Origin of the sequence: Bradyrhizobium sp. LMTR 3 (assembly GCF_001693485.1) — a bacterium.
Taxonomy (GTDB): Bacteria; Pseudomonadota; Alphaproteobacteria; order Rhizobiales; family Xanthobacteraceae; genus Bradyrhizobium.
In genome coordinates, this window is sequence record NZ_MAXC01000011.1 from 41,751 (window position 1) to 55,563 (window position 13,813).

Annotated in this window: 10 protein-coding genes; 3 read left to right on the forward strand and 7 right to left on the reverse strand. The window is 63.3% G+C overall.

Annotation, left to right across the window (positions count from 1 at the left end; all coding sequences use genetic code 11):
* The first annotated feature begins 361 nt into the window (after positions 1-361).
* Positions 362-832: a septal ring lytic transglycosylase RlpA family protein gene (locus LMTR3_RS09020; RefSeq protein WP_141686532.1), complete on the forward strand. Its 471-nt coding sequence runs from the start codon at positions 362-364 to the stop codon at positions 830-832.
* A 264-nt stretch (positions 833-1,096) separates the two neighbouring features.
* On the opposite strand, the gene LMTR3_RS09025 is transcribed toward LMTR3_RS09020, so the two are convergent.
* Positions 1,097-3,307, reverse strand: a complete 2,211-nt coding sequence (locus tag LMTR3_RS09025) for a primosomal protein N' (RefSeq protein ID WP_065744736.1) — start codon at positions 3,305-3,307, stop codon at positions 1,097-1,099.
* A 144-nt stretch (positions 3,308-3,451) separates the two neighbouring features.
* On the opposite strand from LMTR3_RS09025, the gene LMTR3_RS09030 reads away from it, so the two are divergent.
* Positions 3,452-4,426, forward strand: coding sequence for a tyrosine recombinase XerC (locus LMTR3_RS09030; RefSeq protein ID WP_502686613.1), 975 nt, complete (start codon positions 3,452-3,454; stop codon positions 4,424-4,426).
* A 118-nt stretch (positions 4,427-4,544) separates the two neighbouring features.
* A complete protein-coding gene (locus LMTR3_RS09035; RefSeq protein ID WP_065744737.1) occupies positions 4,545-5,135 on the forward strand; it encodes a DUF4337 domain-containing protein in 591 nt (196 codons plus the stop codon).
* A 180-nt stretch (positions 5,136-5,315) separates the two neighbouring features.
* Here LMTR3_RS09035 and LMTR3_RS09040 read toward each other — a convergent pair whose 3' ends face one another.
* From LMTR3_RS09040 to sucD, 6 genes are all read right to left on the reverse strand, one after another.
* Positions 5,316-5,846 (reverse strand): hypothetical protein, encoded by a 531-nt coding sequence (locus LMTR3_RS09040; RefSeq protein ID WP_065744738.1) that lies wholly within the window; start codon positions 5,844-5,846, stop codon positions 5,316-5,318.
* A gap of 295 nt (positions 5,847-6,141) precedes the next feature.
* A complete protein-coding gene (gene lpdA, locus LMTR3_RS09045; RefSeq protein WP_065744739.1) occupies positions 6,142-7,542 on the reverse strand; it encodes a dihydrolipoyl dehydrogenase in 1,401 nt (466 codons plus the stop codon).
* A 37-nt stretch (positions 7,543-7,579) separates the two neighbouring features.
* Complete coding sequence (locus tag LMTR3_RS09050) at positions 7,580-8,326, reverse strand: SDR family oxidoreductase (RefSeq protein ID WP_028348502.1); 747 nt, start codon at positions 8,324-8,326, stop codon at positions 7,580-7,582.
* An 80-nt stretch (positions 8,327-8,406) separates the two neighbouring features.
* The gene (odhB, locus tag LMTR3_RS09055) at positions 8,407-9,636 is read right to left on the reverse strand and encodes a 2-oxoglutarate dehydrogenase complex dihydrolipoyllysine-residue succinyltransferase (protein ID WP_065744740.1); all 1,230 of its coding nucleotides are present in this window, start codon (positions 9,634-9,636) and stop codon (positions 8,407-8,409) included.
* A 178-nt stretch (positions 9,637-9,814) separates the two neighbouring features.
* Entirely contained in the window at positions 9,815-12,772 is a 2,958-nt protein-coding gene (locus LMTR3_RS09060) for a 2-oxoglutarate dehydrogenase E1 component (RefSeq protein WP_065744741.1), read from the reverse strand.
* A 135-nt stretch (positions 12,773-12,907) separates the two neighbouring features.
* On the reverse strand, positions 12,908-13,792 hold the full coding sequence (gene sucD / locus LMTR3_RS09065) for a succinate--CoA ligase subunit alpha (RefSeq protein WP_057842589.1): 885 nt from the start codon (positions 13,790-13,792) through the stop codon (positions 12,908-12,910).
* Positions 13,793-13,813 lie beyond the last annotated feature (21 nt).

Consider the following 13,813-nt stretch of genomic DNA (forward strand, 5'->3'; position numbering starts at 1 on the left):
CCAGCCGATTTGTTCCACCCGTATTTGCATGGCCGCTATGACCGATAACGTTCGGAACGAATCGGGCGGCTCGCCTCCATTTGATCATTACTTGCGCAAATCTTCACTCGATGTGTGATGACTGTATTGTTAAGTAATAACTAGTATTGAATTGATTAAAAATCCATTAACGCGCAAGATTACGGAATATCGTTCGACGGTAACAAGATATGTAGGCCCGATACATTCCCGATTTACTGCCCAATTCACGCCTCATTGCCTCATCAAACGGCCTCCTGAAGTTGGGACGGGGGTTCCATTTGTCACGTATGTGGCAAATACTATCTGAGGGACTAGTTTAATGTTGCATACGAATAATGTGATGCCGGGAACTCTAACCCGGTCGCGCACGGCGCTCGCCTTGATCGCCGCAACTCTCCTGGTCGGTGGCGCCGTCACCGAAGCTTCTGCAAAATCCAGGCACCATCGCCATCACCACCATCACGCCAGCAAGGCCAAGGCCGCCGGCAACTGGCTGGACGCCAATGCCTCGATCGGCTCCCAGAGCACCGGGCGCGGCTTCTCGGGAAAGGCCTCCTTTTACGGCAATGAATCCGGCAGCAAGACCGCCTCCGGACAGCGCTTCAATCAGAATGCCATGACCGCAGCCCACCGCTCGCTGCCGTTCGGCACCAAGCTCCGCGTCACCCATCGTGGCCAGAGCGTGATCGTCACGATCAACGACCGTGGTCCCTTCATCAGGGGACGCGTGCTCGACCTGTCCAAGGGTGCTGCCCGGGCCATCGGCCTGACCGGCGCCGGCGTCGGCCACGTCACCGCCGAAGTCATCTAAAGCGCGCGATCGCGCGCCGTTTTCCGGTCCATCAGATCGCGTAAGCGTTGCGTTGCGTAACCGCCTGCGGAACTTTCCGCGGCAACAAAGGCCTGCCGTCGCAAATGACGGCAGGCTTTTTTGTTTACCCTCTCGCGTCATTCCGGGGCGATGCGGAGCATCGAACTATGGTGCGCAGTTGCGCACCTGAGAATCTCGAGATTCCCCGATGCGCAATTGCGCATCTGGGGTCCGGTCCTTCGGACCATCCCGGAATGACATTTCCTACAAAAAACTCTGCGGATCGACGTCGACTTCGAGTTTGAGATTGCCCTTGGTCTTCGGACCCGCAGCGAGCCACTCGCGCAAATATTCCGAGAGGTCGACGTTGCGCAGCGACTTCACCAGAATCCGGAACCGATAGCGGCCCTTGATCACCGCAAGCGGCGCTTCGGCAGGTCCCAGCACCTGGATGCGCTCGTCGATCGGCGCCACAGCGGCAAGGCGGCGCGCAAAGCCTTCCGCGGTCGGCCGGTCGCCTGCGGAAATGATCAGGCTGGCGAGCCGGCCGAACGGCGGATAGCCGGTGCGCTCGCGGGAGTCGATTTCGCTGGCGTAAAACGCCTCACGGTCATTAGCGACCAACGCCTTCATCACGGGATGTTCGGGCTGATGGGTCTGCAAGTAGCCGACGCCGCGTCCCTGATCGCGCCCCGCACGCCCGATCACCTGGTTCAGCAATTGGAATGTGCGCTCGGCAGCGCGCGGATCACCATTGCCGAGCCCCAAATCCGCATCGACCACGCCGACCAGATTGAGCCGCGGGAAATTATGGCCCTTCGCGACCAGTTGCGTGCCGATAATGATGTCGACGCGACCTTCGGCAATTTCATTCAACTCGCTGCGCATGGTCTCGATCGAGGTGATGAGATCGCTCGACAGCACCATGGTGCGCGCTTCCGGAAACAGTGCAGCCGCCTCCTCCTGCAGCCGCTCCACGCCCGGACCGACCGCGACCAGCGACTCCTCAGCCTGGCAATGCGGGCAGATATTCGGGCGCGGCATCGAGAAGCCGCAATGGTGGCAGACCAGCCGCTGGCGAAACCGGTGGTCCACCAGCCAGGCGTCGCAGATGGTGCAGGCAAAGCGATGGCCGCAGGCGCGGCATAGCGTCAGCGGCGCGTAGCCGCGGCGGTTCAGGAACAGCAGCGCCTGTTCGCGCTTCTCGATCGCGAACCGAATTTGCTCGGCGAGCGGCGGCGAGATGAAGCGGCCGCGCGGCGGCGGCGCGCGGCGCAGATCGATCGCCTCGATATGCGGCATGTGCTGGCCGCCGAAGCGCGACGGCAGCGCGACGCGCTGATAGCGCCCCTTGCGCGCGTTGACTTCGGTTTCGACCGACGGCGTCGCGGACGCCAGCACGATCGGGATCTTGGCGATATGCGCGCGCACGACTGCCATATCGCGGGCATGGTAATGCGCGCCGTCATCCTGCTTGTAGGCCTGGTCGTGCTCCTCATCGACAATGATGAGACCCAGATCCGCATAGGGCAGAAACAGCGCCGAGCGCGCGCCGACCACGACCGGCGCTTCACCCGCCGATATCGCCGCCCAATTGCGCTGCCGCGTGCGCGGCGTCAGTTCGGAGTGCCATTCCAGTGGACGCACGCCGAAACGCTGGGCGAACCGGTCGAGGAATTGCCCGGTCAACGCGATCTCCGGCATCAGGATCAGCGTCTGCTTGCCGCGCCGGACGACTTCCGCAATCGCCTCGAAATAGACTTCGGTCTTGCCCGATCCGGTGACGCCGTCGAGCAGCGCGACGTGGAACGTACCGTTGGCGGCGAGCGCGCGCATCATGTCCACCGCCGCGCGCTGCTGGTGGGAAAATTCCGGCTGCGCAAAGGACGGATCGGGCGCCGGCGGCGCCAGTGGCGGCGGCATCGCCTCGATGGCAAGGGTTCCCTCGTCAACGAGGCCGTCGACCACGCCCGAGCTGACGCCCGCCTCCCGCGCCGCATCCGACTTGCCGTGCAGCAGGCCGTCCGACAGCACCTCGATCAGCCGCCGCCGCGCTGGCGTCAGGCGCTGCGGCGCTGGGCCTACCAGCCGCACGCCGAGGCGCATCCGTTCGGGCCCGAGGTTTTCGCCCATCCGCAAAGCCATGCGCAGCACCATGCCGCGCGCGGACAGCGTGTAGTTGGCAACCCAATCGACCAGGCTGCGCAATTCCTCCTTCAGCGGCGGCACGTCGAGCTTTTCGCCGACATCCTTCAGGCGGTTGTGCAGGCGCGGATCGGGATTGGCGTTCTCCGCCCACACCACCGCCACTACACCGCGCGGCCCGAGCGGCACGCAGACGACATCGCCCGCCTTCAGCTCCATGCCGCGCGGCACGCGGTAGGAATAGTTCTGATTGAGCGCGACCGGCACCAGCACGTCGACGACGCGGGTCGATGAGGCCGATGAGCTGGTTTGGCGGGTGGCGTGGTCCATCAGGGGGAATCAGGCTTGAGGTATCCGGAGGGAAGCTAGCGCCGCTCCGCCCGGTTAGCGAACGGTAAACGAAAGAGGTGCGATATAATGCGCTGGATCACCGTCTCCAAGACAAGCTCTCAAGACAAGCTCTCGAAGGCAAGGATGATGGCCAGGGAAGTTCCGGCACTGCAAGCGGTCGAGCTCGAATGCGCCGACGAGGGCCTCGCGCGGGAGATGACGCGCTGGCTGATGCATCTGCGCGCCGAACGGCGGCTGTCGCCAAAGACGCTCGAAGCCTACGCCCGCGACCTCCGCCAATGCCTCACCTTCCTTGCCGAACATTGGGGCGAGAAGGTCACGCTGAAACGATTTGCCGCGCTGGAAGCTACCGACGTCAGGGCTTTCATGGCGATGCGCCGTGCCGACGACATCGCCGGGCGCTCGCTGATGCGGGCACTCGCTGGCCTGCGTTCGTTCGGCCGCTACCTCGAACGGGAGGGCAAGGGCAAGGTCGGAGCTCTGTCCGCCATCCGCGCTCCCAAAATTGCAAAAAGCCTGCCGAAGCCGATCCAGATGGCCGCCGCCAAGCGCTTTGCCGATGCCGACGAGCGCGCCGGCGAGGACCGTGATCCCTGGATTCTCGCGCGCGACGCCGCGGTGATGGCACTGCTCTATGGATCAGGCTTGCGCATCTCCGAAGCGCTGGGACTGAAGCGCCAGGATGTACCAAGACCCGGCGAAGGCGACGTCATTGTCGTCACCGGCAAGGGCAACAAAACCCGCATGGTGCCGGTGCTGCAAAACGTGCTGGCGCTGATCGCCGATTACGTTGCGATATGCCCGCATTCATTGCCGCCGGCCGGCCCGATCTTCGTCGGCGCGCGCGGCGGGCCGCTTTCCCCACGCATCATCCAGCTCACGATGGAGCGGCTGCGCGGCGCGCTGGGGCTGCCCGACAGCGCCACCCCGCACGCGCTGCGGCATTCCTTTGCAACCCATCTGCTCAGCCGCGGCGGCGATCTGCGCGCGATCCAGGAACTGCTCGGCCACGCCTCGCTCTCGACCACGCAGATCTACACCGGGATCGACAGCGAGCGGCTCTTGGAAGTGTACCGCACCGCGCATCCGCGCGGATGAATCTCAGCGCTCGGCGCCGACATACTCCCGTCACATCGGTGGCTTCCTTAGCTGACCTCTTGCGCTCGCGTTGCGGTTCCGGCAATCGTGCGCGCGTCAACCGACAGGAGGGGAATAAGTGGGCGCACATGAAAGCATGGAGCATGCGGAGCATGCCGAGCACGCGTCGGGCTCGAACAAGAAGATCGCGTTGCTGATCGCCGTGATCGCCTTGTTTCTGGCGCTGTCGGAAACGCTGGGCAAGGGCGCGCAGACCGAGGCCATCAGCAAGAATGTCGAGGCTTCGAACCTCTGGGCGTTCTTCCAGGCCAAAAGCATTCGCCGCACCGTGGTGCAGGCAACCGCCGAACACGCCAAGCTCAGCATGGGGACCGTCGGCGACGATGCCGCCAAGGCGGCGCTGCAGAAACAGATCGACGACTGGAACAAGACTGCGCAGCGTTATCGCTCGGAACCGGAAACCGGCGAAGGTTCGGAAGAGTTGGCAAAACGCGCCAAGCACGCCGAGCACCAGCGCGATGAGGCCACCGCAAAATATCATCACTACGAAATCGCCTCCGCCGCCTTCCAGATCGGCATCGTGCTGGCGTCCGCCACCATCATCACCGGCATGATCGTGCTGGCCTGGGTCTCCGGCATATTGGCGATCGCCGGCATCGGCATCACCGCGCTCGGCCTCTACGCGCCGCATTTGCTGCATTTGCATTGAAGTTGTCATCACCCGCGAAAGCGGGTGATCCAGTACGCCGCGACCTCTCGGCTCAAGCACTACGGTCTCTGGAATACTGGATTGCCCGGTGCCGGCTACGCCAAGGCTTCGCCGGGGCTTGCTATGATTGGCTCGCCGAAGCTTTAGCGGAGGCGGCAAGCCGGGCAACGACAGTGGGGGTTACCGCGCCTCGTGCACGCTCTTGCGGAAACGCGCGATCGTGCGCAGCATGCGCGATGACCAGCTATCACCGTCGCCGCGCAAAATTTCCCGGATGCGCTGCTTGATTGGATAGACCAGCGCCGCTGCCTTGGCGCGCAGCGCCATGATGAATTCATAGACCTTCCTGAACCACGCCATTTGCAGCAGCTTCGGCCGCGTCACATCGAAGATGAACGCGGTGACGCCGACGCCGAGCAATTTGCCGAACACGATCACAACCGCCGCGCTGAACCAGTATTGATGCGCCAGTAGCCAGAGCCCGGCCAGCTTGAGCGGAAACAGCGGGATGACAGGCACGGCAAATACGACCAGCGTCATCGCCGGCGACAGCGCATCGACCCGATCGGACAGCCATCGCTTGAAGGCGCGAAGCGGGATAGCCGCAACGATGCGCTCGACGATCGGCTCGAGATGATCCCACAGCCAAGCTTCGATCAGGAAGATGACCGCAAGCAGGACCCAGAACGGCTGTAACAGGCGGCGCATCATCGATCGCGATCTCTAGAGCGGAATGACGTCCTTGCTTGGTCGCTCCGCTCGATCTCTTTGTTCAAAACATGGTGTTTTCGGGAATGGGATAGTTCTACTGTGTCCCCTCATCCTGAGGAGCCCGCAGGGCGTCTCGAAGGATGTAGGCCACGGACGGGCCTCATGGTTCTCCCGGCGATGCGAAGCGTCGTCCGGAGACGCGCGGAGCCTGTCATTGGGCGCGCATTCGCGCGACCCGTTGGCGCTCCTCACCATGAGGGTTTATCGCTCTTACCCAGCATGTATCGGGTTCCGATCACATATGGATGGCGCGTTTGCCGACCGCAAGCGCGGCTTCCTTGATCGCTTCCGAGCGGGTCGGATGCGCATGACAAGTCCGCGCCAGATCCTCGGCAGAACCGCCAAACTCCATGAGAACAGCGGCTTCCTGGATCATCTCGCCGGCCTCGCGGCCGATGATGTGCACGCCGAGCACGCGATCGGTCTTCGCATCCGCGAGGACCTTCACAAACCCGTCGGTGGTCTGGTTGACCTTGGAGCGGCCGTTGGCGGTGAACGGGAATTTGCCCGAGGTGTAGGCAACGCCGGCCTGCTTCAGCTCTTCCTCGGTCTTGCCGACCGACGACACTTCCGGCGTCGTATACACGACGCCCGGGATAACATCGTAATTCACGTGGCCCGCTTGCCCTGCGATGATTTCGGCGCAGGCGACGCCTTCGTCCTCGGCCTTGTGCGCGAGCATCGGTCCCGCCACGACGTCGCCGATCGCATAGACGCCCTTCACGCTGGTCGAAAAATGCGCGTCGATCTGCACACGGCCGCGGTTGTCGAGTGCAATGCCGGCTTCCTTGCACCCGAGCCCGTCGGTGTAGGGCACGCGGCCGATGCAGACCAGCACCACGTCGGTCTCAATCGTTTCCGCTGCACCGCCCGCCGCCGGCTCCACCGTTGCCTTCAACGTCTTGCCGGAAGCGTCGACCGCCGTCACCTTGGCGCCGAGCTTGAATGCAAAGCCCTGCTTTTCGAGGAGGCGCTGGAATTGCTTTGCGACTTCGCCATCCATGCCGGGCAGGATGCGATCGAGGAATTCGACGACCATGACCTCAGCGCCAAGCCGTTTCCAGACCGAGCCGAGCTCCAGCCCGATCACGCCCGCGCCGATGATCAGAAGACTCTCCGGCACCTTCTCGAGCGACAGCGCGCCGGTCGACGACACCACGCGCTTCTCGTCGATCTCGATGCCCTTCAGCCGCGCGATGTCGGAGCCGGTGGCGATGACGATGTTCTTGGTCTCGACCGTCTGCGACTTGCCATTATCGCTGACCTCTACCTTGCCGGCGCCGAGAATCTTGCCGGCGCCGTAGAGGACGTCGATCTTGTTCTTCTTCATCAGGAACTCGACGCCCTTGACGTTGCCGTCGATGCCCTGCTGCTTGAAATTCATCATCGCCGCCAGATCGAGCTTTGGCGCGGAAACGCTGACGCCCATTTTAGCAAAGGAGTGCCCGGCCTCCTCGAACATTTCGGACGCGTGCAGCAGCGCCTTTGACGGCATGCAGCCGACGTTGAGGCAGGTGCCGCCCAGTGTCGCGTTCTTCTCGACCACGGCGACCTTCATGCCGAGTTGCGCCGCGCGCACCGCGCAGACATATCCGCCCGGACCGGTGCCGATGACGACGAGATCGTAGGAAGCCATGATGAAGTCCTGTTCGCTTAAGATAAGGTGTCAGGTGTTACCGGCCGCCCGATACATCAAGGATGGCGCTGGTGACGTAGGAAGCCTCGTCCGAAATCAACCAGACGATGGCATTGGCGATCTCTTCCGCAGTGCCGACGCGTTTCATCGGCACCATGTGCGCGAGCCGATGCGCGCGATCGGGCTCGCCGCCGGAAGCATGAATATCCGTATCAATCAGTCCAGGCCGGATCGCGGCGACCCGAATGCCCTCTCCGGCAACCTCATAGCCAAGGCCGATGGTGAAGGAATCCACCGCGCCCTTGGACGCCGCATAGTCCACATACGTATTGGGCGAGCCGAGTTTCGCCGCGACCGAGGAAAGATTGACGATGACGCCGCCCGCGCCGCCGTTGCGGGTCGACATCCGCTTCACGGCTTCGCGCGCGCATAAGATGCTGCCGGTGACGTTGACCGCCATCATGCGCTGGATGCGTTCGGCCGACATATCCTCGACCCGTATCGATGGGCCGACGATGCCGGCATTGTTGACGAGCGCGCCAAGCGTTCCGAATTCGTCGGCGGCCTTGAACAGCGCGAGAATGTCCGCCTCGCTGCCGACGTCGCATTTCACGGCGATCGCCTTGCCGTTCTTGCGTTCGATCTGCGAAACGACTTCCTTCGCCGCGGCTTCATTGCTGGCATAGCCGACCACGACGCGAAAACCGCGCGCCGCGGCGGCGATGGCGGCCGCACGGCCGATGCCGCGGCTGCCGCCGGTGATCACAACAACCTTGTCCGTCACATCAGGCCCCACAAATCAACGTGCATCGATCCACGGCTTGCGACGCAGGCGTGAGTGCCGACGCCGGCAAGCGTATTGTGTCAGAGATCCAGCACCAGGCGAGCCGGATCCTCCAGGCTTTCCTTGACGCGCACCAGGAACGTCACCGCTTCCTTGCCGTCGATCACGCGGTGATCGTAGGACAGCGCCAGATACATCATCGGGCGGACCTCGATCTTGCCGCCGACCACCATCGGCCGCTCCTGGATCTTGTGCATGCCGAGGATGCCGGACTGCGGCGCGTTGAGGATCGGCGTGGACATCAAGGAACCGTAGATGCCGCCATTGGTGATGGTGAAGGTGCCGCCCTGCATCTCGTCGATCTTGAGCTGGCCGTCGCGGGCGCGGCGGCCGAAATCGGCGATCGATTTTTCGATGTCGGAGATCGACTTGTGGTCGCAGTCGCGCACGACCGGAACAACCAGGCCCTTGTCGGTGCCGACGGCGACGCCGATGTGGTAGTAGTTCTTGTAGATCAGGTCAGAGCCGTCGATCTCGGCATTGACGGCCGGGATGTCCTTCAGCGCCTGCACCACTGCCTTGGTGAAGAAGCCCATGAAGCCGAGCTTGCTGCCATGCTTCTTCTCGAACACGTCCTTGTATTGGGCGCGCATCGCCATGATGTGGCTCATGTCGACCTCGTTGAAGGTCGTCAGCATCGCGGCCGTGTTCTGCACGTCCTTGAGCCGCCGTGCGATGGTCTGGCGCAGCCGCGTCATCTTCACGCGCTCTTCGCGCGCCGCATCATCGGCCGGCGATGGCGCGCGCACCTGCACGGAAGCTGCCGGTTGATTGACCGGGGTCGGCGCCGACGCCGCCTTCTCGATCGCGGCCAGCATGTCGCCCTTGGTGACTCGGCCGTCCTTGCCCGAGCCGGGCACGGTCGCGGCATCGATGCCACTCTCGGCGGAGAGTTTGCGGACCGACGGCGCCAGCGGCGCGTCTGCTGCTACAGCCTTCGGAGCCGCAGCTGGCGCTGCAGCCGGAGCGGCGGCCTTGGCGGGCGCGGCCGCGGCCGGCCTGGCGGCGCCGGCGGCACCTTCATTGATCTGTCCGAGCAGGGCGCCGACGGCGACGGTCTCGCCATCCTTGGCCGCGATTTCGCCGAGCACGCCGGCGGATGGCGCCGGCACTTCGATGGTGACCTTGTCGGTCTCGAGCTCGACCAACGGCTCATCCACCGCCACCGCGTCGCCGGCCTTCTTGAACCAGCGGCCGATGGTGGCTTCCGTCACGGACTCGCCGAGCGTCGGAACACGAATTTCAGTCATGGTATGGTTTCCTCAGTAACCTTTAGCGTCATTTAATTCCAAAGTGGTCATCACCCGCGCAGGCGGGCGATCCAGTACGCCGGGACGGTCGTAGTCGAATTCGAGCGACATCGGGTACTGGATGCCCCGCCCCAGTGCGCAATTGCGCACAAGGCGGGGCATGACGAATGGTGATTTCCTAGTTCAGCGCCTCATCCAGCATGGCCTTGAGCTGTGCCAGATGCTTCGACATCAAACCGGTAGCAGTTGCCGCCGAGGCGGCACGGCCAGCGTAACGCGGACGCCGGTTCGGCGCGTGGATCTGGTTCAGCACCCATTCGAGGTAGGGCTCGATGAAATGCCATGCGCCCATGTTGCGCGGCTCTTCCTGGCACCACACCACTTCGGCATTCTTGAAGCGCGCGAGTTCGTGCACCAGCGCTTTCAGCGGCACCGGATAGAGCTGCTCGACGCGCAGCAGGTAGATGTCGTCGATGCCGCGCTTCTCGCGCTCCTCGTAGAGATCGTAATAGACCTTGCCCGAGCACAGCACGACGCGGCGGATCTTGTCGTCCGGCGCTAGCTTCATCTTCTCGTCGGGCAGCATCTGCGCGTCATCGTACAGAATGCGGTGGAACGTCGTGTCCTTGCCGAGTTCATCGAGCCGCGAGACCGCGCGCTTGTGCCGCAACAGCGACTTCGGCGTCATCACGATCAGGGGCTTGCGGATCTCGCGATGTAACTGGCGCCGTAGCACGTGGAAGTAATTCGCTGGCGTGGTCGGATACACCACCTGCATGTTGTCTTCGGCGCACATCTGCAGGAAACGCTCGAGCCGCGCTGAGGAGTGCTCCGGTCCCTGCCCTTCATAGCCATGTGGCAGCAAGCAGACGAGACCGGACATGCGCAGCCATTTGCGTTCGCCGGACGAGATGAACTGGTCGAACAGCACCTGCGCACCGTTAGCGAAGTCGCCGAACTGGGCTTCCCACATCGCCAGCGCCTTCGGCTCGGCCAGCGAATAGCCGTACTCGAAGCCGAGCACCGCCTCTTCTGACAGCAGCGAGTTGATGACCTCGTAGTGGCCCTGATCGTGGCCAAGGTGGTTGAACGGCGTGTAGCGGCTCTCGTCTTCCTGGTCGATCAGCACCGAATGGCGCTGCGAGAAGGTGCCGCGTTCGGAATCCTGGCCGGATAGCCGGACGTGGTGGCCTTCCTGCATCAGCGTGCAGAACGCCAGCGCTTCGCCGGTCGCCCAGTCGATGCCGACACCGTTGTCGATGGCCTTGGCGCGGTTTTCCAGGAAACGCTGGATCGTGCGGTGAACCCGGAAACCGTCCGGCACCTTGGTGATCTTGCGGCCGATATCCTTGAGGATACTGACATCGACGCCGGTGACGCCGCGGCGGGCGTCTTCTTCCTGGTCGGCGGATTTGAAGCCGGCCCATTTGCCGTCGAGCCAGTCGGCCTTGTTGGGCTTGTAGCCGGAGCCCGCCTCAAGCTCGGCATCGAGCCGAGCGCGCCAGTCGGCCTTGGTCTTGTCGACCTCGCCCTCGGTCATCACGCCGTCGGCGATTAATCGCTTGGCGTAGATTTCCAGCGTGGACGGATGCGAGCCGATGCGCTTGTACATCACGGGCTGGGTGAACGCCGGCTCGTCGCCCTCGTTATGGCCGTGGCGGCGATAGCAGAACATGTCGATCACGACCGGCTTGTGGAATTTCTGCCGGAACTCGATCGCAACCTTGGCGGCGAACACCACCGCTTCCGGATCGTCGCCGTTCACATGGAAGATCGGCGCGTCGATCATCTTCGCCACATCGGACGGATAGGGCGAGGAGCGCGAATAGCGCGGATAGGTGGTGAAACCGATCTGGTTATTGACGATGAAATGCAGCGAGCCGCCGGTGCGGTAGCCCTTCAGGTCGGACAGGCTGAAGCATTCCGCCACCACGCCCTGGCCGGCGAACGCCGCGTCGCCATGCATCAGCATCGGCAGCACGGAGATGCGCATGTCCGGCGGATCGCCATGCTGGTCCTGCTTGGCGCGCACCTTGCCCAGCACCACGGGATCGACGATTTCCAGATGCGACGGGTTGGCGGTCAGCGACAGATGGATCTTGTTGCCGTCGAATTCGCGGTCGGACGACGCGCCGAGGTGATACTTGACGTCGCCGGAGCCTTCGACGTCCACGGGGTTGGCGGAGCCGCCCTTGAATTCATGAAACAGCGCGCGGTGCGACTTGCCCATCACTTGGGTCAGCACATTGAGCCGGCCGCGATGCGGCATGCCCAAAACGATTTCCTTCACGCCGAGATTGCCGCCGCGCTTGATGATCTGCTCCAGCGCGGGGATCAGCGATTCAGCGCCGTCGAGCCCGAAGCGCTTGGTGCCGGTGAACTTGAGATCGCAGAACTTTTCAAAACCCTCGGCCTCGACCAGCTTGTTCAGGATCGCTCGGCGTCCCTCTCGCGTAAAACTGATTTCCTTGTCCGGCCCCTCGATGCGTTCCTGGATCCAGGCCTTCTGCGCGGCGTTCGAGATATGCATGAACTCGACGCCGAGCGTCTGGCAATAGGTGCGTTCGCAGATCGCAACGATCTCGCGCAGCGTGCCGTATTCGAGGCCGAGCACATGGTCGAGGAAGATCTTGCGGTCGAAATCGGCCTCGGTGAAGCCATAGGTGCGCGGATCGAGCTCTTCGCGATCGCGCGGCGCTTCGATGCCGAGCGGATCGAGCTTGGCGTGGAAATGACCGCGCATGCGGTAGGCGCGGATCAGCATCAGGGCGCGAACCGAATCGCGCGTCGCCTGGTTGACGTCCGCAGGGGACAGTTCGGCGCCCTTGGCCTGCGCCTTGGCGGCCAGCTTGGCGCCGACGGCCTTCTCGACGGTGATCCAGTTACCGTCCAGCGCCGAGGTCAGTTCGTCCTGCGGCGTGATCGGCCAGTTATCGCGGCCCCAGGATGGGCCCCCGGCGTTCTTTTGGACATCGGCCGGGGTATCTTTCAGGCTCTTGAAGAATTCCTGCCAGTCGCTGTCGACCGAGCCGGGGTCCTGCTCGTAGCGGGCGTAGAGCTCGTCGATATAGGTGGCGTTGGTGCCTTGCAAAAATGAGGAAAGGGCAAATGCTGCGTTCGCGTCCTGGCGAGACATGATGGCGTCCTGGTGAGTTTCGCTTTGCGCGTGGAAAACGGCGCTTTAGCCGGTCCGGGAGGCCCGAACCAGCTCGGTAAGAAGCTTTACCCTATTTAAGACGGATATTCCCGCCTAAAAGGACCAAGGACTGAATTAAGATTTCAATTTTTCGGCAAGGGTATGTCCGAGCCGTGCCGGCGACGGAGACACCGTAATTCCGGCCGCTTCCATGGCCGCCGTCTTCGAGCCGGCATCGCCCTTGCCGCCGGAAATGATGGCGCCGGCATGCCCCATGCGGCGGCCGGGAGGGGCGGTGACGCCGGCGATGAAGCCAACCATCGGCTTTTTCCGGCCGCGCTTGGCCTCGTCCTTGATGAACTGGGCGGCGTCTTCCTCGGCCGAGCCGCCGATTTCACCGATCATGATGATCGAGGTGGTCTTCTCGTCCTTGAGGAACATCTCCAGCACGTCGATGAATTCGGTGCCCTTGACCGGGTCGCCGCCGATGCCGACCGCGGTGGTCTGGCCGAGGCCCTCCTGGGTAGTCTGGAACACGGCCTCATAGGTCAACGTGCCCGAGCGGGAAACGATCCCGACGCTGCCCGGCTTGAAGATGTTGGCCGGCATGATGCCGATCTTGCACTCGCCCGCCGTCATCACGCCCGGGCAGTTCGGCCCGATCAGGCGGGATTTCGATCCCGACAACGAACGCTTCACGCGCACCATGTCCAGCACCGGAATGCCCTCGGTGATGCAGACGATCAGCGGAATCTCCGCATCGATCGCTTCGCAGATCGCGTCGGCCGCACCAGGCGGCGGGACGTAGATCACGCTGGCGTCAGCGCCGGTCTTCTCGCGCGCCTCACGAACGGTGTCGAAGACGGGCAAGCCGAGATGGGTCGAGCCGCCTTTGCCCGGCGAGGTGCCGCCGACCATCTTGGTGCCATACGCGATCGCGGCTTCCGAATGGAACGTGCCGTTCTTGCCCGTAAAACCCTGGCAGATGACTTTGGTGTTGCTGTCGATCAGAACGGACATGGTTGCGAACGCTTTCTTCGG